Here is a 17,419-nt window from a genome sequence, read left to right as displayed (position 1 = left end):
CTTGCGGTTGCGCCACGCATAGAACCCCGACACCGACACGCCGACCACCCGGCACGTCACCTCGACCGGGAGACCCTCGCTCACGACCTGTGCGACGACCTCCCACCGCCTTTTGGGTCCGACTGCGCCTTCAACAGTTCGTTCGCACGCCGGGTCACGGCGAGTTCGGTCTCGAGGTCGCGGATCCGTTTGCGGGCGGCCGCCAGTTCGGCCGACTCCGCCGTCGTCACCCCGGCTCGCTGACCGCGATCGATCTGATCCTGATTCCGCCAGTTGTAGATCGTCTGGCCCGACACGTCGAGCAGGTCAGCGACCTCAGCGACCGACTTGCCGGCCTCGATCAGATCCAACACCTTGCGACGGAACTCCGCCGGATACTTCCTTGGCACGATGACCTCCTCATCATCAGTGCCCGAGATTCAAGTACAACCGCCCGCGCGATCCCCGGGGCAGACCACAACCCAGGGCGGTTCAATGCTCATGCCCTTGGAGACCCCATCCGACGGTTCGAACGAACTGCTCGCCGTGCTCGGCATCGGCGGCTTCGACACCTGGACGCCCGCCCTGATCGAGTCCCCACTCGCCGAGACTGTGACGGACGTTGTCGTCATCGGCACTAGTGGACTCCCCGCCAGCATCCCACCGCCCCGCACTGTCCCGTGACGTGCCTCGGCCGATCCGAGATGCCCTCGACCAGGCCAATCGCTCGACCAGGCAGATGGACGTCACACTCGGGATGGGCTTGGGGCTCATCGACTCCCGAGCCGCCCAGTCCGCCGAACTTCCACGCATAACCACACAGGCCGAAAGACGTCAACCCCACTCAGCAACCGGCCAAGACGAGCGTTACGCCGACTTCCGAGACTCGCCACCGTCGGTGATCGCGATGCCGAGCGGGTCGTGACGGCGTAGCGTGTCCGCTGACCTGCCTCTCGGACGGTTCGGTGGCGTCGCCAGCGTGAGTGTGATGTGTGCCCGCGAACGGTTCCGGGTTTTTCGTGTAGGGGGCTATCCGTGGGTTTGGGTGTCTTGGTCCGGTTCCCGACTGGGGGTCGTCAGATCACCCTCGGGATGTCGGCGTCGACCGCCCGTTGCGGGTTGGTGGCCTTCGCTGCTGCCGGAACCTGGCGTTCTGACAGTGAGCGTCAGTGGTGGGTTGCGAGCCCGTCGAGGTAGCAGTCGAGTTGGCGATGGGCGATGGAGCGCTCGCGGGCGGGGTCGAGGCCGATGGCGAGGGGCCGGCAGAATCGGATCGCTGCGAGCGCGATTTCGTCGGAGGTGACGTCGGTGCTGATCTCCTGGTTCTGTTCTGCGGTAGCGACCAGCCGCTCGAGCAGGTCCTCGGCCGCGTCACGTCGGTCGGACCAATCGTGATCGTTGAGCAACGGGTGGACGATGTTGACCGCCCCGAGTCCGGTGTCGATCGCGCCGTGTAGGTAGCGGCGGAGCGCACCGCGACCGTTGGGGGACTCGGCGAGCGCGGCGTTGCCGTGTTCGATGGCTCGATCGATGGCCTCGAGCGCGACAGCTCGTAGTAGTGACTGTGAGTCGGGGAAGTGGCGATAGAGGGTGCCGATCCCGACCCCGGCACGCTGCGCCACCGCATCGCGGGTCGGTTCGCCCCCGACCTCCAGGACCAGCTCGATCGCAGCGGTGACCAGCCGCTGCCGATTCCGCTGAGCGTCAGCGCGCATGGGTCCTCCTCGGTCCGATGCGCCTCGCTCCAACCACGTTCACGAAACGGAGTATAATCCTCCACTTAATGATACGACGAGAACCTCTGCACTCCGGGCAGCTGACCGATGCCACCACGTCGATCGCCGACGCGATCGCCCGATCCGCGGACGTCGAGCACGTCCCGGTGACCTTCGACCACTGCCACCATGTGACCGGACCCTTCTTCCACGGCACCAAGGCCACCTTCGACGTCGGCGACGAGATCGTCGCTGGGCACCCGAGCAACTACCACGACGGCCGGATCTCGAATCACGTGTATTTCGCCGCACTGTTGGAGCCCGCCGTCTATGGCGCGGAGCTCGCCGTTGCTCTGACCGGCAGTGGAACCGAGCGCATCTACCGGGTGGAACCCACCGGACCGTTCGAGGACGACCCGAACGTCACCAACAAGCGGTTCCCCGGCAACGTCACCCAGTCGTACCGCACCAAGCATCCGGTGCGAGTGATCGCCGAGATCAAGACCTGGGACCCCCACCCACCGGAGGTGCTCCAAGGCATGCTCGACAACCTCGCCCGACTTCGCGCCGAGGGACTTGACGTCATCGAGGACTGATACGAGATCAGCACCACAACAACGACAGGAATACCAACATGGACCAGACCAGCATCGACGCCGAACTCGCCGACCCCAACGCTCAGGACCTGATCGCGTCGACCGCAGCCGCACACCTCGCATACACCGCCCTCGACGGGTCGCCACGAGTCGTTCCAGTCGGGTTCTACTGGACCGGCACCGAGTTCGTAGTCTCCACCGCGTCCACCGCACCCAAGGTCGCAGCACTCTCGGCGAATCCAGCGGTAGCGCTGGCCATCGATTCCGGCGACACGCCCGGTGGCGCCCGCGCGCTTTCGGTCCGCGGCGCTGCGACGGTCGACATCGTCGACGGCGTCGTTCCGGAGTACCTCGCCGCTGCACGAAAGAACATGGGCGCCAACGCTGCCGCCGAGTTCGAACAGAACGTGCGTCGCATGTACGACCGCATGGCTCGCATCGCGATCACCCCGACCTGGGCCCGTTTCTACGACTACGGGGCCGGACGCATCCCCAGCTTTCTCCAGGAACTCGCCGACAGGGCCAGCATGACCGCGTCGGACTGGGCCGATTCAACCGACTGACGTGTTCGCCACTCACGCTCGGGACGGAGCACCCGGTAGCGCAAACTCCTCACGCCAGATCGGTAGCGCACGAGGAAAACCCACCGCACCGGACGTGGGGCCCGGGTCGGAGCTCGCACGAACCGCCCCTGGAGCGGTATGTCGGCGCGATCACCGTTGGCGAGCGAGCCCCGACCACGGCCCGTAGTGCGATCCGTCGTAGTGATTGGCGCGGGTCGGCTACTGAAGAAGGACGTGGGCGATGAGGCCGCCGGTGACGGCGACCGTGAAGATGTAGGTGAAGAAGATGGCGATGATGCCGCGGTTGGCGAGTTTGGTGAGGATGATGAACTCGGGGACGTTGGCGCCGGCACCGGCGATGGTGAGAGCGACGATCGCGCCGATCCCGACGCCAGCTTCGGTGAGGGCGTCGGCGATGGGGACGAACAAGCTGGTGTGCACGTACAGGGGTGTGCCGAGTGCGGCGGCCGCCGGGATCGACCAGACGCCGTTGTCACCGGTGAGCGTCGCAACCGTGGACGGTGAGACCATCGATTCGATGACGAGACCGACGGCGATGCCGGCCAGTAGCAACACGGCGACGGACTTGAGGAGTCCGAACGCGGCTCGCGACGCGTCGACGATCTCGGTGCGGGCGCCGCGCCATGGGGTCTCGTCGCCGGTTCCACAGCCGTCGGAGCCACAGGCCGCCTTGCCATCAACGACACCTTCGATCCCGACGTCGACCTCCGCGGCGGCCGGTGGTGCAGGCACGGTGACGACGTGTCGGGTCGGGGCGGCAAGGGCTTGGGGGATGGGCTTGAGGTGGCGTTCGAGGTCGCTGCGTTGAGCGACGAGCGCGATCGTGATCGCGGCACCGAACGCGACGGCGGTGTAGATCAACGCAGCTTGTGGTCCGACGATCACGACGAGGGCGCCGAACAGGACCGGGTCGAGGACGGGAGCGGCAGTGATGAACGCGACATAGCCAGCGGGAGGGACGCCGGCTTGGCGGAACCCGACCAGCATCGGGATCGCCGAGTAGGTGCAGAACGGCGTGACGAACCCGACCGCGATGCCCTTCACCGCCGACATCAACGGCGTGCCGCCCATCCAGGCGCGCAGCCGTTCGGCGCCGAACCGGCGTTGGAACAGATGGATGATGAACGCGACCCCGAAGAACAAGACCGTGAGTTCGATCAGCAGCCAGAGCGTGTCGCGAATCACGTGCTCACTGCGCGATCTGCGCTGGCCATGATCGCGGCAGCTGCGGCGGGCAGCGCGGTCATGCAGTCGGTGTTGACCGTCACCAACGTCCGAACCCCGTCGGGCTCAGTGAAGATGAACCGGTCGTCGGCCAACAGCTGCAGATGGCGCGACACCGTCGATTGGCTCTTGCCGACCGCGTCGACGATCTGGCCGACGGTGACCGGATCGTCGGCGTTGGCGACATAGTTGAGGATCTGGACGCGGGTGCCATCCGCGAGGCAACGGAACCAGCTGGCGTATTCGTCGGCGAGATCAGCACGGAGTATCATCGTTCATTGACGATAAACGATGATTGTCGTGAGCGCAACGGCTCGCCTCGGCAATCAGAGGCTCGCCGTGCGGCTAGATGCGTCATCCACCGTCAACCTGCGATCAGAACAACGCCCATACGCACGTCGAGATTGCGCTCATAGCCGGCAACTCGATCGTTACGTCGGCGGTCCGCGCTAACCGCCGAGGGTGGTCAGCGGCTGGCGCCGGCGACGAACGTGGCGACGATGTAGGTGGCGTGCCGGTCGAGTGATCCTCGGCCTCGGTCGTATCGCATCGTGGTTCTCGGGTCGGCATGCGACGCTGCCTCTTGGACATCGCGGAGTGGGACGCCGGCGTCGAGGGCGGCGGTGATGAAGCTGTGACGCAGCGAGTGCGGGCTGATCCGCTTGTCGATCCCGGCGGCCTTCGCCAACCGTCGCACGATCCTCGCTGCGGCGTGGCGGTCGAGCCGTCGTGTGCCTTCGGCGTTGAGGAAGATCGGGCCGCTGGTGCGCTCGCCGATGTACAGGTCGAGCGATGTCGCCGTGCGCGGCGCCAAGGGGATGGTGGCGGTCTTGTGTCCCTTGCGGTGCACGAACAACGTTCGATGCCCGCGCTGATAGTCGAGGTTCTCGATGTCGGCGCCGAGGGCTTCGGAGATACGCAGTCCGTTCAGGGCCAGCAGGCACATCAGTGCGTGGTCGCGTCCGCCGCACAGCCCGGCCTGGACCAGGAAGGCGCCAAGTTCGTTGCGGTCGAGGCCGAGCGTGTGGGACTCGTAGTCGATCTTGGGGCGGCGGACGTAGGCGGCGGGGTCGCGGTCGATGACGGCTTCTTGGGAGCAGTAGCGGTAGAAGCCGCAGATCGTCGACAGCCGCCGACTGATCGTCGAGCGGGCAAGCCCGTGTTCTTCGGACCACCTCGCGTACAGCTCGATGCGGGCGCGCTGGACGCTCAGGATGTCGACGCCGTTGCCGTCGAGCCAGGTCGCCCACTGTCGTAGGTCGAGCCGGTAGGCGTCGAGCGTGGCGCCCGAGTAGCCGGCCAGGTAGCCGGCGATCGCTCGGTGAGTGAGCTGGCGTCGAGGGTCGAGGTCGACGGCGATCAGTCCGCCAGCAGGCGGGGCCGCGAACGGGGAAGCAGAAGTTGTGTCGGACATGGCAGGGCTCCTCTCGTGAAGGGGCCATCCAGCCGACTACCACGATCCGGCCCAGTCCACCGGCTGCCATCCGACGCCGCGATTATCGAGCGCTCACGCAGTCGTAACGCTCCGCTTGACGTGCCGTTCTCGGACGGGTCGTTCAGCACGCCGGGCGGAGCGATATGCGTGCTCGACCAGCGCATCCGGGGGACGGCCACGGCCCCAACGAAACGGCGTAGGAGTGGCTGATCAGATCGCCCTCTGCAGCTTGCGGACGACCAGTTCGGACCCCTCGCGCAGCATCTGAATGTCGTCTGTGGGCACGTAGCCCAGAGACTCGTAGAAGCGGACGGCTGCCTGGTTCGCTTCCGTCACCCAGAGCTCGTACCGGGTGACCCCACGGTCCTCGCCCCACGCCTCGGCCGCTTGCATGAGGCGACCGCCAATTCCTGCGCCCCGAGCGTCAGGGGCGACCCACATTGCGCCGAGGTAGACAGTCGTGAGCTCCTCGTCGATCCGGGCAAACAGCTTGCCGACAAGGTCATCGCCGCTGACGGCAACCCAGAGGTTGGAGCGCTCGTGTTCGACGGTTTGCCCAACCATCCCTCGCCAGAACTCTTCGGGTTGAACGCTCGCTTCGGCGAGCGTCGGACGGAAGGCGTTGGGCGAGTCTGCCAGCGACTGCAGGGTGACATCCCGCCACAGCGCCTATTCGGAAGCGGCGAGGACGCGAACGTCGACCGACACGGGCCGAGTGTGGCAGGTCGAGAAGCTACCGCTCAGCCGCGCGCTCTCGCGTACTTGACCGACGAGAACGCTCCGATTGATGTGCCGCACCGTGCGCGTCAGACGGCGACGTCGCGAACAACATGCGCTGTCGCGGACCGGTGTTGCGGGTTTCGGGCGGTCTCGAACTGACCCGCGCGACTCACGGAGCGCCCGGTGGGCGATCTGGCCGGAGCACATCCGGTGTGCTGAGTCGACTCCGTTGATTGTCGAGCGATTGCCGAAGGACCGCCGGTCGCGTCGGTGACTCATCGCGTCTACGTTGTGGTCGTGACGGCGTGGACCAGAGAAGCGTTGACGTTCGAAACGAACGTTCGTCAGGGTTTATCGGCGCGGTGGCGCGTCGGGGTGACCGACGCCGTGCGATCAGTGCTGGCGTTGCAGGCCCAGGAACCAGCGGCGCCGTATCTGGCGTTGTGGAATCGCATCGACGGCTTCGACGCAACCGACCTCGACCGCGCCTTCGCTGACGGTGCGATCGTGAAGGCGTCTCTGTTCCGGTTCACACTGCACGCCGTCGACGCCGACGACATCGGGTGGGTGCGGGCCGCGATGCAGAGTCGCGTGCGCGACGCCGGCTACCACGACGTCCTCGACGACACCGGTCTCACGGCGGAACGGGTCGACGACCTCCTCGACCGGCTGACGACGGTGATGGCTGAGCCACACGACAGCGCCGACATCGAAGGGGTGCTGTCCGAGCTCGTTCCCGACGTCGACGACCCGCCTCGACTCTGGTCGGCGTTGCGCGTCGTCGGCGGCTTCCGGCACGCTGCGACGGCCGACCCGTGGTCGTTTGGCCGACGCCCGGCCTTCTTGCCCTGCACACCGGCCGACGATGACGAGTCCGCTGCGACCGCAGAGCTCGTGCGTCGCTACCTCGCGGCGTTCGGCCCCGCGACGATTGCGGACGTGTCGCAGTTCACGATCTTGAAGCGGTCTGCTCTCAAGGAAGTCGTTGCGTCGATGGCCGACGTCGTCGCCGTGGCCGGACCCGACGGATCGCAGCTCCTCGATGTGAGCGGTGGCGAGCCACGATCCGACGCCGAGCTGGCAACGCTGCCGCCACGACTGCTGGGCATGTGGGACAGCGTGCTGCTCGCGTACGCCGATCGCTCTCGCGTGATCCCTGACGAGCACCGCCCGCATGTCGTCCGGCGGAACGGCGATGTCCTGCCGACTGTCCTCGTCGGAGGTGTCGTCCGGGGTGTTTGGCGGGCATCGCCCGACGCGATCGGGATTCGAGCGCTGGAACCGCTCGATGATGCGACCCTGGAGGGCTTGCAGGATGAGGCGCGTGACTTGCGACGGTTCCTCGCCGACCGGGAGCCGGACGTGTTCTCACGATTCGAACGGTGGTGGGATCGCCTCCCCGACGGCCCGACCATCACGATCGGGACTTGAACACGACCGAGCCCGGGACCGATCGCATCGCGCAGCCCGGACGCGCGAGCCAGCGGCGGGAGGCAAGGTACGGTCGCTGCTCATGGACATGTTGATGGGTGAAACGATCGCCGAAGCCGGCTTGGCCGACTGGCGCAAGCTGGCCCAGGGACTGCACGCCCGCTATCTCGTCGGGGGCTTCAGCGGTGCCGCACGGTTCGTCGCTGCGGTCGGCGAGGCGGGAGATTCGCTCGGACATCACCCTCGGGTGTCGATCGGCGACGGGTTCGTCGACCTCAAGTTGGTCAGCGACGACGCCATCTACCGCGACGACGAAGGAAAAGAACACGTCGTCGAGTGGGTGACACAGCAGGACATCGATCTCGCGCGACGAATCACCGAGATCGCCTCCTACCACGGACTCGGCGCCGATCCGGCCTCGGTGAGCGTGATCGAGCTCGGCCTTGACACGGAGGATTCGGGCACCATCGCTCCGGTGTGGGCCGCGCTGTTGACCGGGTGCCCGGACGACCAGGGTCGCGGCACCCCAAGCGACGAGATCCGCGACGGGATGGGCCGCGTCCCGAACCTGTGGTTCGGAGACCCCGACGAGAACCCACGTCAACGGTTCCACATCGAGGTGTACGTCGCACCCGAAGTGCGCGAGCAGCGAATCGTCGCCGCCGTCGACGCAGGCGGGACCGTCGTCGACGACAGCCAAGCACCCTTCCTGACCGTCATCGCCGACCAAGACGGGAACACGGGCGTGCTGTGCGTCGACGCGTCAGCAGTCATGAAGGACTGACTCACCAACCGAGTGCTCGATATTCACGGCCGCACGCCGATCACAGACCGACTCTGGAACCGGCACTCGAGCGTTACGTCGGCGGTCCGCTCTGACCGCCGACGGTGGTCATCGGCTGGCGCCGGCGACGAACGTGGCAACGATGTAGGTGGCGTGCCGGTCGAGTGATCCTCGGCCTCGGTCGTAGCGCATCGTTGTTCTCGGGTCGGCATGCGACGCGGCCTCTTGGACATCACGGAGCGGGACGCCGGCGTCGAGGGCCGCTGTGATGAAGCTGTGGCGCAGCGAGTGCGGACTGATCCGCTTGTCGATCCCGGCAGCCTTCGCCAACCGTCGCACGATCCTCGCCGCGGCGTGCCGGTCGAGTCGACGGGTGCCGTCGGCGTTGAGGAAGATCGGTCCACTGCTGCGTTCACCGATGTACAGGTCGAGCGATGTCGCCGTGCGCGGTGCGAGCGGGATGGTGGCGGTCTTGTGTCCCTTGCGGTGCACGAACAGTGTGCGGTGCCCGCGCTGGTAGTCGAGGTTCTCGATGTCGGCGCCGAGGGCTTCGGAGATCCGCAGCCCGTTCAACGCCAGCAGGCACATCAACGCGTGGTCGCGGCCGCCGCACAGTCCGGCCTGGACCAAGAACGCGCCGAGCTCGTTGCGATCGAGACCGAGCGTGTGGGACTCGTAGTCGATCTTCGGGCGGCGCACGTAGGTGGCCGGGTCGCGATCGATGACAGCTTCCTGGGAGCAGTAACGATAGAAGCCACAGATCGTCGACAGCCTCCGACTGATCGTCGAGCGGGCAAGGCCGTGCTCTTCGGACCACCTCGCGTACAGCTCGATGTGAGCACGCTGGACGCTCAGGATGTCGACCCCGTTGCCGTCGAGCCAGGTCACCCATTGGCGCAGATCGAGCCGATAGGCGTCCAGCGTCGCGCCCGAGTAGCCCGCGAGATAGCCGGCGATCGCGCGATGCGCTACCTGGCGGCGAGGATCGAGATCAACGGCGACGAGGTCGCCGGCGGGCGGGGCGTCGAACGGGCTGGTGAACGTGGTGCTGATCATGGTGCTGCTCCTGTCGAGGTGAAGGGACAACCAGCCGAGCACTACACCACCGCTACATCAAGGTAAGTTGACGGCGTGGATCCGGTGATCGTGCCCTCGGCCCGCAAGCACCAGATCTCCGACACCGACATGCTGCACGCCTACCGACACCCATCCGAGTGTTCGACCTCGACGACCTCACCATGCTCATCGGCGCGGACACCGCCGGCCGAATGCTCGAGATCGGCGTCGCCCAATCCGATGGCATCGACTTCATCGTCCACGCCATGCCCGCTCGAGCCAAGTTCCTGGAGACCTGAGATGCCGCGATCGATCCAAGAGATCCTCGACCACGCTGACGAACTCGCCAAGCGGTTCGAGGACTACGACCCTCAGCCCGGCAACGAGCGACCCGTCGAGGAGTACCTGATCCAACGCGCCGCGATCGCGAGGGCTCGCGGCGAGCGTCAGATCGTCGAAGCCGTCACTGCCGCCCGCAGCAAGGGGCTGTCCTGGCAACGCATCGGCGAACTCCTCGGCACGTCAGCCCAGGCCGCCCAACAGCGCTACGGACACCTCGTCGAGACTGCTTGACCCGTCGCGATTATCGAGCGGCTCGGTCGCCGTAACGCTCCGCCTGACGTGCCGTTCACGCGCTGGCGGAGCGCCAGTGGCGACGCGCGATATGCGTGGCGGCGCCGAGACAGCAGGCGGACGATCTGAGGATGTGGCAGGCTCGTCAGATGGTTGCTCGACCGGCCATGTTGGCCTCGATTGCGGCTCTGGCGTTGGTCGGCTGCGGGGGCGACGAAGTCGCCGATCGGGGCTGCGAAGATGGCGCGACTGGTCCGGGCGGTGTGGTCGGCTTCGACGTCGACTCCGGCGAACCACGATGGTCCATGCCTGTCGGCTGGCCGGATGGAGCGGCTGTCTTTGACGACGTCGCCGTCGTCAGCTCCATCGAACACGTGGTGCGCGGCATCGCGATCGACTCGGGAGAGATCGTGTGGTGTTCCGAGTTCGATGGTGGCGCCGTCGAGTTCCTCGGTGGGATTGCCGCAGCGGGACCAGTGGTCGGCGCGTTGACTGGCGACGCCGTTGTGGGGTTGGACGCAGCGACTGGTGAGGAGCGCTGGCGGCGGCAGCTGAACGCACCGGAGGCGACGCTGCGCGGCGGCGACCTGTTGTGGGTACTCGATGGGTCCGTTGATGAAACACCGATCATGGTGGTCGAACCGACCACGGGCGAGGACGCCTCCGACGCTGATGAGATCACATCGGATGCGGTGTCGTTCGGCATCGGCATCCCGCCGACGCAAGCCGACGGTCTGGAGCTGTCCACCGCAGGCGGTGGGTCTGCTCGACAAGTGATCGAGGTGTCCGTGTCCCGCGACGACTCGGTCGTCTGGCAAGACACCGTCCCTGGGTTCGTCGCCGCGCTACCGCCGGCCCGGCGTCGGCGTCGCCGCTTGTCGCATGGACAGCGCGCGACGGCGAGCAGCTCTGGCAGCGCTGCGAGTTCCTGCGCCACACCTGATCGGCCCACCCGCCCACACCTGATCGCCCAGATCTCCGACGAGATGATCGCCGTTCCCGTCGGCACCGATGTGCACGCCATCAACATCGCGACCGGCAGCGAGTCATGGGTCAGCGGATTGCCGAACCCCGGCCGGGGCGGCAGCTACGACGAGGAGGGCACGTTCTGGTTCATTGGCACCGGATCATCCGGCACCGCCGTCGCGATCGGTCGAGCTGAGCAGCCCTACCGAGATTGACGACCCTTCGACACAAGCGCGCGATATCGCCACGTCACGGAGAAGCCATCTGCCCGAGCAGTACCGGCACATTGCTCGCCGCTGCACCGCTCGTAACGCGCGGCCGTGAGTCGACTCGGGGCATGTCCGCATCCATTTGCGGCTGCCACCGGCCTCACGTTGCCCGGGGACGTCAGGTCATCCGACACCCGGCGCCACGACGTGCCAGTTGGCCGTGAGCACGTCGACGATATCGGCGCGCACTTCGGCGTCGAAGTCCCCGGCTCGCTCCTCCGGTTGACCGGGCGCAAGGAGCACCATGTTGGCCCGCCCGCAGGCAGCCACTGCGAGTGCGGTGGGGTCGGCGTGCAGGACGATCGAGGGTCCGCTCTCGTGGAGGGTGGCGATTGCTTCGTCGAGGTCGACGTCGAGGTCGTGCCACTCGAACCCCTTGTCGTAGTGCAGCCAGGCAGTGACGTCGGCGAGGAACACGACCCTGCCATGGTCGTTCGTTTCGCAGAACATCTCGACCGCGGCGAGCACTTTGCGGCCATTGATCGACATCTCGCGGCGGTTCATCGCGGCCGGTGTGATGGCCGTGAGCTCCGACCGATCGAGGTCGTCGTTGATCGTGATGTACACGAACCAGTAGTCGGGAAGCGTTGTCATCCGGTTCCTCCTCAGCGACCTGGGATCGCCGGGTCCGGCACCGGGGGCCGTGCTGGCGCGGCGGTGTCGTTCGGGTATGGAGTGGGTCGTGTCCCACGACCGAGGTCCGGAACCTGCCGGGCGCCGCGCACCCAACTGTTCAAGTCCATCCCAGACGGGACGGGAAGCTCGACCACCATGATGCCACACCGCTCGAATCCCGATCGGAAATACTTCGTTGCGGCCTGGCCGGCTTCGTCGCCGTCGAGCGCCAAGATCACTGGCCGCCCATCCAGTCGCGGGGCGATCTGTTCGGCAAGCGAAGCGGTGGCGTTACCGGTGCCGAGCACTGCGACGGCCGTGTAGCCAGCGCCGTTTGCGGTGTAGGCGTCTGGGTAGCCCTCGCAGATCACGACCGGCTGCTTGGGTTCGCTGGTGGGACGGGTCCATCCGTGACGTGGGTTGTCGCCGTGCCGGCTGGTTGGGTTCCCGTACTTCGATCTGTTGGGTCGCGGGTCGAGGTAGCGGGTCTGGAAGTAGCCGAGCCGCCCGTCGGCGTCGATCGCCGGGAACACCGCACCGACGCCGTCCTTGGGGAGCCCACCGGCGCGGCGGAGCTGGCGGGTGCCAGGGTCGGCTCCGACGCGGTTGGCGCGCAGTACGTCGGCGTCGAGTCCGCGTTCGTCGATCAGGTACTCGAGAACACGCCGTCCAGCGGGCTCCCAGAGAAGCCGTTCACACGCTTCGATGTACTTCACCGCCGGTGGCTGCAGCGGGGTGGGAGTGCGTGGTTCGAGCGGCCGACGGATCGTGCGTACTCCCACTTCGTCGGGAGCGACGCCGGAGCGGCAGGCGAGCTCCTGGAGTGCGTCACGGAAACGCGCGCCGCGGGCGTAGGAGAGGGCGTCGATGGCGGTACCGCCGTGTCCGAACGACCAGCACTTCCAGCGTTCGACCCCGCGCCGATCGACCCGGATCGTCACCGACGGGTGTACGTCGTCGTGATCCGGCACCGGGCAGTGCCACCGGGCCGATCGTCCGTGCCCGGTCGCCCGACCGGACAACTCGTCGAGGAGCGCGGCGAGATCGGTCCGGCGGAGCACCTCGTCGCGGTCGTACCTCGGGTTCGCCACGCCGACTCACGCAGCCATCGCTTGGTCGGTGTCGCAGATCGCGGCTTCGGTCGGCGACAGCACGTGGTGCACGATCGCGGCGTGCTCCCCCACCCGCCACAGGGCCCTGCCTTTGACAAGGCGTGGGAGGTGGCGGGCCTCTGCGACGGTGAGACCGAGCAGCTCGGTGGCGTCGGCGACCTGGTCGGGGGCCTGCTGGAAGAAGATCCGTGTGCCGGTGTCGCCGAGCAACCCCGCGGCGACCTTCTGGGCAGCTGAGCCGTCGGCGGCCTGGGCGCGCAGATCGGACAGGCGGTGGCACACCAACATGTTGCAGATGCCCCAATGGCGGCACAGCTTGAGCCGCGCCTGCAGATGGCGCACGGTCCACTCGTTGGCCAGCAGCGCCCACACCTCGTCGTCGACCTGGAGACCGCGGCGGCCGGGGGCGAGCGCCGTCATCGCTGACTGGAGCCATGAGGTGGCGGCCATCATCACGAGCGGGAGCGCCTCGCGGTCCTGGAACACGGCGGACAGGTCGATGACGACACCCGCGCCTTGCTCCCAGTCGACCGACACGTTGGTGGGGCCGTCGAACATGCCGCGCAACGTCCGGTCGAGCAGCTTGCCGAGCGCGAACCGGACCGGTACCGCGGCGGCGCGCATCTCGACTTCGGACATGGCGGTGAACTCGTCGGATGCGAGCAGTTCCGACGGTGGGTCGGCGACGACCCGGGCGAGGTCGGCCAAATCGAACCGCTCCCCCGTCGACGCGAGGTGGGCGATTGCCTGGGAGGTGAGGGACTCCTCGGCGGGTTCGAGCCGTCGGTCGAGCACAACCGAGAGCATTCCGACGACAAGCCGCTGGCGGCCGAGCAGCCCGCGGTCGTCCCGGTCGCCGGGCGCTGGGTCGAGTGGGTTGAGGCGGTGGGTGCCGCCGGGGTGGAGCTTGACGGACGCCATCCCGAGCCGCTCGCCGAGTGCGCCGTACTCGCCCTTGGGGTCGTTGACGGCGATGAACCGCTTCTGGCCGTAGACGCCGACTTCCCGATACAGGAACGTCTTGACCGCGCTCGACTTGCCCTTGCCGGGTCGGCCTGCGATCAGCACGTTGGAGTCGGTCAGCGCCCCGCCGTAGAGCTCGAACGGATCGTAGAACCAGCCAGTCCCGCCGCCGGTCACGTTCACGCCGAGGTACGGCCCGCGGCTGGTCGGACCGGGCCCGGTGTGCCACGGGTACAGCGACGCCAGGTTGGCGGTCGTGCCCCGATGCCGCGGCAGAGCGAGCCCGGGCCGACGACGATGCCACGACCGCCTCACCATCGTCGCCGCTCCGCGACGGTGCGACCGAGTGGCAGTGCCGACACCCATCCCTGGCCATGGCGACCGATCAGCGGACGCAGTTGAACCCCGGCGTGACCGGCGGACTGCTCGAAGTCGGCGCTCGCGTCCTCCAGCTCGTCGAGCGTGCGCGCCGACACCGTGACGAGCCCGCAGTACGTCAGCTCGCCGTACCCGGCGACGAGTTCGTGCTCACGCCGCTCGACCTCCTCCCGCGCCCGCCGATCGCCGGCGCGGACACGAAAGCCTCGTTTCGACTTGGCCGCCTCGGCCGACTCCAGCGACACCGACGCCTCGTCGACCTCGCGGGCCGACTGGGACGGAGCGACCGGTTCGAACACGACGCTCACGGTGCGGGTGCACTCGCCGCCGAGCAACAGCAGGTCCATCCACACCGCCGGCACCTCCGAACGTGGCCACCCTTCGATCCACCACGACCGATGCAGCGCACCGTCGACCTGAACCTGCTCCCACTGTTCCGACACCGCCATCGGCGCCAAGTCCGCCGCCACGATGCCGAGCCCGGCAGCCAGCGACGACGACAACGCCCGCTGCTGCGCGTCGGCGAACGGCGACGACCGCAGGCGTACCGCTGCGGTGATCTCTGCCGGACTGAGCGGAGCCCCCACCGAAAGCCCCGCGGCTTCGAGCCGCACCGTGAACAGCCGCAACTCCTCCACCAACATCTGCAACCCGGCCGACAGGACGTCGGCGCCTCGAGCTCGGCGAGCCGGAACCTTCGCAAGGTCGAGCGAGAGGGACACCAACGTGTCGTGCCCGACCACCCGCGGCACCGACCGAGTGACCAGCTCCGTGTAGTCGGCCGCGGCCACCGCCAACGCACCCGATCGCTGGTTGTCCTCCACCGGGGCGTCGAGGCGAGTCGACGTCGACCACTCCTGCCACGCGATCCTGCACACGACGGCACGCTCTCGACAGAACGCGCCGAGCGCGTCACCCCACATTCCGACGCGGGTGTCCTGTGTGTCGGCCGACAGCAGCGAGAACTGGCCGTCCCCCGTGACGCGCAGCACGCCCGTGACGAGGGACGCGTCCTGGTCGTGAACCGCGCCGATGCCCGCCAGCCGATCCGGGGCAGCGACCCACGACGCGTCGACGTCGAGCAAGTCCAGTCCGGCCATCGGCGGTGGCAGGTCCACCGCACCGCGCTCACCCGGCGCGAGCATCGGCACCCGCCGATACCAGCCGTGTGAGCGACGTCGGGCCAACCAGCTGACCTTGAGGGGGATCAGTTCGTGTAGCGACCAGATGCCGACGCGTTTGAACGCCACGACCGCCGCGATCAGCGCCGGAAGCAGCGCCCAAGGGAACAGCCGCAGCAGGACACCCGCGAACGACAAGCCGCAACCGACACCGAGCACCACCACCTGCGAGGTCGGCATCGATCCGAACAGGCCGGTTCGCACGAGCTGCGACAACCGGTAGGTGCGCGGCTCGGTTGGCGTGGCCGTCATTGCCGGTCTCCGACCGGTCGGGTCGCCGGGTCGGTCGCCCGGTTCTGACCGCTGGCCAGCGCGCCGGCCTCGGCCGCCAGCCCCGCGCCGGCCACGCCTTGCCCGGTACCGGCCAGCCGCCCGTTCATCCCCTGGAAGTAGTACGAGTACTGCAGCCCGGTCTGCAGCGCCCGGGTCGGGGCGCCGGAAATGCCCTGCGCGATCACGGCGGCCTCGACGATCGGGATCAGCTTGATCACGACGAACGGCATGAACGCCGCCAGCCCGAACGTGATGATCCCCACGACGAGCGTGCTGAACTCGGCGAGCCCATTGTCGACCGCCGACGCACCAGGCTCCCCCGTTGCGCCGAGGCCGCCGAGTGCGCCAAGGCCGACGGAGAGCGCCATCGCGATCGCCAGCTTCGAGAACACCAAGGCGGCGAGTAGCTCGATGGTTCGCCGGCGCACGAGCGCGACCGCCGGCCACACACTCGTCGCCCACGCCATTGGCGCCAACGCGACCACGAGGTAGATCAGCGCCTCTCGCACCGCGAGCACCACCCACAACATCAACAACGCCAACATCCCGAGCAGCAGCAAGAGGGGGGTGAGAAACGAGGCCGGCGACAGGCTCCCGGCCGTGACGACCAATCCGTCGACCGCGTCCACCGCATTCGGCCGCGTCGCCGACCAGATCCCGTCCGACATCGCGTCGACCAGGTCGACGCCGACCTGGGTGAACGAAGCCGTCAGGAGAATCCCTGCCACCGCCGCCGGTGTGTCGAACACCATCCGCTTCACCAGCTCAAGCGGACGACCGGCAAGCACGCCCTGGATCAGCGCGCAGAACACGAAGATCGCCAACAGTCCGGTGGCCGCCGCGACCGCCGTCACGTAGGGGGCACCGGCCTGGCCGCGAAACCACTCCGACTCCAACCGTGGCGAACTCGATCGGTCCATGATCGACCACACGAAGTCGAGCAACAGAACGAAGCCCTTCGCCAGCCAATCGGTGATCCCGTTGATGACCGTGTCCCACGCCCACCCAGCCGCCGCGGTGAACGGCGCCATGATGACGTCGTCGATCGGCCCCCACGGGAACGCCAGGACCACACCGCGCCTCACAGCCCGACCCCCTGCACGACGGCCGGCCAGCCGGCCACCTCGGCAAACCCGTCGAAGTCGGCCGGAAGCGCCACGTCGCTGACGATCGGGGTGGGGCCGCTGTCCGCCGACGAGTCGGCCACCAGCCACATCCCGTCGACCAGGTCCAGCACGACGTGCACCGTGCGCCACGCCTGCTGGGGTGCGCCCGCATCGGGTGCGCCGAGCACCGACACCGTCCACACGTCGACCGTGGCCCGCCCGGCGGACGATTGAACGAGAGTCGCCGTGAGCGGCGCCTCCACCCACGTCAGGCGGAACACCGGAACGTCCAGCGTGGCCGCCATGCTCTCCGCAACCCGTTCCAGTGCATCTGCGTTGGGGGCCACCTGGTCGGGCACGACCAGCTTGCGGAAGATCTCACGGCGCCCGATCGACGAGTGCGCCATCAGGTTGTCGGTCGACGCCACGAACGCAACGGCTGCGGCGACCGGATCGGAA

At 67.7% G+C, this 17,419-nt stretch carries 20 protein-coding genes; 7 read left to right on the top strand and 13 right to left on the bottom strand.

The window, feature by feature from the left end:
- Nucleotides 1-80: 80 nt before the first annotated feature.
- Both R8G01_01610 and R8G01_01605 read right to left on the bottom strand, forming a co-directional pair.
- Complete coding sequence (locus R8G01_01610; GenBank protein MDW3212666.1) at nt 81-389, bottom strand: transposase; 309 nt, start codon at nt 387-389, stop codon at nt 81-83.
- 756 nt (nt 390-1,145) lie between these two features.
- Nucleotides 1,146-1,694: a TetR/AcrR family transcriptional regulator gene (locus R8G01_01605; GenBank protein MDW3212665.1), complete on the bottom strand. Its 549-nt coding sequence runs from the start codon at nt 1,692-1,694 to the stop codon at nt 1,146-1,148.
- Between the two features lie 68 nt (nt 1,695-1,762).
- Between R8G01_01605 and arr the strand changes: the two genes are divergently transcribed.
- Both arr and R8G01_01595 read left to right on the top strand, forming a co-directional pair.
- Nucleotides 1,763-2,290: an NAD(+)--rifampin ADP-ribosyltransferase gene (gene arr / locus R8G01_01600; GenBank protein MDW3212664.1), complete on the top strand. Its 528-nt coding sequence runs from the start codon at nt 1,763-1,765 to the stop codon at nt 2,288-2,290.
- Nucleotides 2,291-2,328: 38 nt separating this feature from the next.
- Nucleotides 2,329-2,853, top strand: a complete 525-nt coding sequence (locus R8G01_01595) for a pyridoxamine 5'-phosphate oxidase family protein (GenBank protein ID MDW3212663.1) — start codon at nt 2,329-2,331, stop codon at nt 2,851-2,853.
- Nucleotides 2,854-3,072: 219 nt separating this feature from the next.
- Here R8G01_01595 and R8G01_01590 read toward each other — a convergent pair whose 3' ends face one another.
- From R8G01_01590 to R8G01_01575, 4 genes are all read right to left on the bottom strand, one after another.
- On the bottom strand, nt 3,073-4,059 hold the full coding sequence (locus R8G01_01590) for a permease (GenBank protein ID MDW3212662.1): 987 nt from the start codon (nt 4,057-4,059) through the stop codon (nt 3,073-3,075).
- Complete coding sequence (locus R8G01_01585) at nt 4,056-4,370, bottom strand: winged helix-turn-helix domain-containing protein (protein ID MDW3212661.1); 315 nt, start codon at nt 4,368-4,370, stop codon at nt 4,056-4,058. Before R8G01_01585 ends, R8G01_01590 begins: the two co-directional genes overlap by 4 nt.
- 194 nt (nt 4,371-4,564) lie before the next feature.
- Nucleotides 4,565-5,512 (bottom strand): tyrosine-type recombinase/integrase, encoded by a 948-nt coding sequence (locus R8G01_01580; protein ID MDW3212660.1) that lies wholly within the window; start codon nt 5,510-5,512, stop codon nt 4,565-4,567.
- A 231-nt stretch (nt 5,513-5,743) separates the two neighbouring features.
- Nucleotides 5,744-6,172, bottom strand: coding sequence for a GNAT family N-acetyltransferase (locus tag R8G01_01575; GenBank protein ID MDW3212659.1), 429 nt, complete (start codon nt 6,170-6,172; stop codon nt 5,744-5,746).
- Nucleotides 6,173-6,640: 468 nt separating this feature from the next.
- On the opposite strand from R8G01_01575, the gene R8G01_01570 reads away from it, so the two are divergent.
- Together R8G01_01570 and R8G01_01565 are read left to right on the top strand one after the other, a co-directional pair.
- Nucleotides 6,641-7,684: a winged helix DNA-binding domain-containing protein gene (locus R8G01_01570; protein ID MDW3212658.1), complete on the top strand. Its 1,044-nt coding sequence runs from the start codon at nt 6,641-6,643 to the stop codon at nt 7,682-7,684.
- Between the two features lie 82 nt (nt 7,685-7,766).
- Entirely contained in the window at nt 7,767-8,468 is a 702-nt protein-coding gene (locus R8G01_01565; protein MDW3212657.1) for a 4a-hydroxytetrahydrobiopterin dehydratase, read from the top strand.
- Between the two features lie 108 nt (nt 8,469-8,576).
- Here the strand turns inward: R8G01_01565 and R8G01_01560 are convergent, their stop codons facing one another.
- On the bottom strand, nt 8,577-9,524 hold the full coding sequence (locus tag R8G01_01560) for a tyrosine-type recombinase/integrase (GenBank protein ID MDW3212656.1): 948 nt from the start codon (nt 9,522-9,524) through the stop codon (nt 8,577-8,579).
- 158 nt (nt 9,525-9,682) lie between these two features.
- Between R8G01_01560 and R8G01_01555 the strand changes: the two genes are divergently transcribed.
- The 3 genes from R8G01_01555 (at nt 9,683) to R8G01_01545 (ending at nt 11,278) form a co-directional block, all read left to right on the top strand.
- Entirely contained in the window at nt 9,683-9,823 is a 141-nt protein-coding gene (locus tag R8G01_01555) for a hypothetical protein (GenBank protein ID MDW3212655.1), read from the top strand.
- Nucleotide 9,824: 1 nt separating this feature from the next.
- Nucleotides 9,825-10,097, top strand: a complete 273-nt coding sequence (locus tag R8G01_01550) for a hypothetical protein (GenBank protein ID MDW3212654.1) — start codon at nt 9,825-9,827, stop codon at nt 10,095-10,097.
- Nucleotides 10,098-10,402: 305 nt separating this feature from the next.
- A complete protein-coding gene (locus tag R8G01_01545; protein MDW3212653.1) occupies nt 10,403-11,278 on the top strand; it encodes a PQQ-binding-like beta-propeller repeat protein in 876 nt (291 codons plus the stop codon).
- 177 nt (nt 11,279-11,455) lie between these two features.
- Here the strand turns inward: R8G01_01545 and R8G01_01540 are convergent, their stop codons facing one another.
- The 6 genes from R8G01_01540 to R8G01_01515 are packed head-to-tail and all read right to left on the bottom strand — an operon-like array spanning nt 11,456 to nt 17,388.
- On the bottom strand, nt 11,456-11,926 hold the full coding sequence (locus tag R8G01_01540; GenBank protein ID MDW3212652.1) for a hypothetical protein: 471 nt from the start codon (nt 11,924-11,926) through the stop codon (nt 11,456-11,458).
- Nucleotides 11,927-11,937: 11 nt separating this feature from the next.
- Nucleotides 11,938-13,038 (bottom strand): toprim domain-containing protein, encoded by a 1,101-nt coding sequence (locus R8G01_01535; protein MDW3212651.1) that lies wholly within the window; start codon nt 13,036-13,038, stop codon nt 11,938-11,940.
- Nucleotides 13,039-13,044: 6 nt separating this feature from the next.
- Entirely contained in the window at nt 13,045-14,340 is a 1,296-nt protein-coding gene (locus R8G01_01530; GenBank protein MDW3212650.1) for a hypothetical protein, read from the bottom strand.
- Nucleotides 14,334-15,833 (bottom strand): SCO6880 family protein, encoded by a 1,500-nt coding sequence (locus R8G01_01525; GenBank protein ID MDW3212649.1) that lies wholly within the window; start codon nt 15,831-15,833, stop codon nt 14,334-14,336. Before R8G01_01525 ends, R8G01_01530 begins: the two co-directional genes overlap by 7 nt.
- The gene (locus tag R8G01_01520) at nt 15,830-16,939 is read right to left on the bottom strand and encodes a hypothetical protein (GenBank protein ID MDW3212648.1); all 1,110 of its coding nucleotides are present in this window, start codon (nt 16,937-16,939) and stop codon (nt 15,830-15,832) included. The genes R8G01_01525 and R8G01_01520 overlap by 4 nt, the downstream gene beginning before the upstream one ends.
- Nucleotides 16,936-17,388: a hypothetical protein gene (locus R8G01_01515; protein MDW3212647.1), complete on the bottom strand. Its 453-nt coding sequence runs from the start codon at nt 17,386-17,388 to the stop codon at nt 16,936-16,938. The genes R8G01_01520 and R8G01_01515 overlap by 4 nt, the downstream gene beginning before the upstream one ends.
- Between the last annotated feature and the right edge of the window lie 31 nt (nt 17,389-17,419).

This window comes from Ilumatobacteraceae bacterium, assembly GCA_033344875.1.
Taxonomy (GTDB): Bacteria; Actinomycetota; Acidimicrobiia; order Acidimicrobiales; family Ilumatobacteraceae; genus Ilumatobacter.
The sequence above is the reverse complement of the archived record's forward strand: the minus strand, read 5'-3'. Positions and strand labels throughout refer to the sequence as shown.

What these genes read in the sequence shown, in the direction of transcription:
- R8G01_01605 (MDW3212665.1), bottom strand. Translation starts at nt 1,694, where the DNA reads ATGCGCGCTGACGCTCAGCGGAATCGGCAGCGGCTGGTCACCGCTGCG.
- arr (MDW3212664.1), top strand. Translation starts at nt 1,763, where the DNA reads ATGATACGACGAGAACCTCTGCACTCCGGGCAGCTGACCGATGCCACC.
- R8G01_01595 (MDW3212663.1), top strand. Translation starts at nt 2,329, where the DNA reads ATGGACCAGACCAGCATCGACGCCGAACTCGCCGACCCCAACGCTCAG.
- R8G01_01585 (MDW3212661.1), bottom strand. Translation starts at nt 4,370, where the DNA reads ATGATACTCCGTGCTGATCTCGCCGACGAATACGCCAGCTGGTTCCGT.
- R8G01_01580 (MDW3212660.1), bottom strand. Translation starts at nt 5,512, where the DNA reads ATGTCCGACACAACTTCTGCTTCCCCGTTCGCGGCCCCGCCTGCTGGC.
- R8G01_01565 (MDW3212657.1), top strand. Translation starts at nt 7,767, where the DNA reads ATGGACATGTTGATGGGTGAAACGATCGCCGAAGCCGGCTTGGCCGAC.
- R8G01_01560 (MDW3212656.1), bottom strand. Translation starts at nt 9,524, where the DNA reads ATGATCAGCACCACGTTCACCAGCCCGTTCGACGCCCCGCCCGCCGGC.
- R8G01_01550 (MDW3212654.1), top strand. Translation starts at nt 9,825, where the DNA reads ATGCCGCGATCGATCCAAGAGATCCTCGACCACGCTGACGAACTCGCC.
- R8G01_01545 (MDW3212653.1), top strand. Translation starts at nt 10,403, where the DNA reads ATGCCTGTCGGCTGGCCGGATGGAGCGGCTGTCTTTGACGACGTCGCC.
- R8G01_01540 (MDW3212652.1), bottom strand. Translation starts at nt 11,926, where the DNA reads ATGACAACGCTTCCCGACTACTGGTTCGTGTACATCACGATCAACGAC.
- R8G01_01530 (MDW3212650.1), bottom strand. Translation starts at nt 14,340, where the DNA reads ATGGTGAGGCGGTCGTGGCATCGTCGTCGGCCCGGGCTCGCTCTGCCG.
- R8G01_01525 (MDW3212649.1), bottom strand. Translation starts at nt 15,833, where the DNA reads ATGACGGCCACGCCAACCGAGCCGCGCACCTACCGGTTGTCGCAGCTC.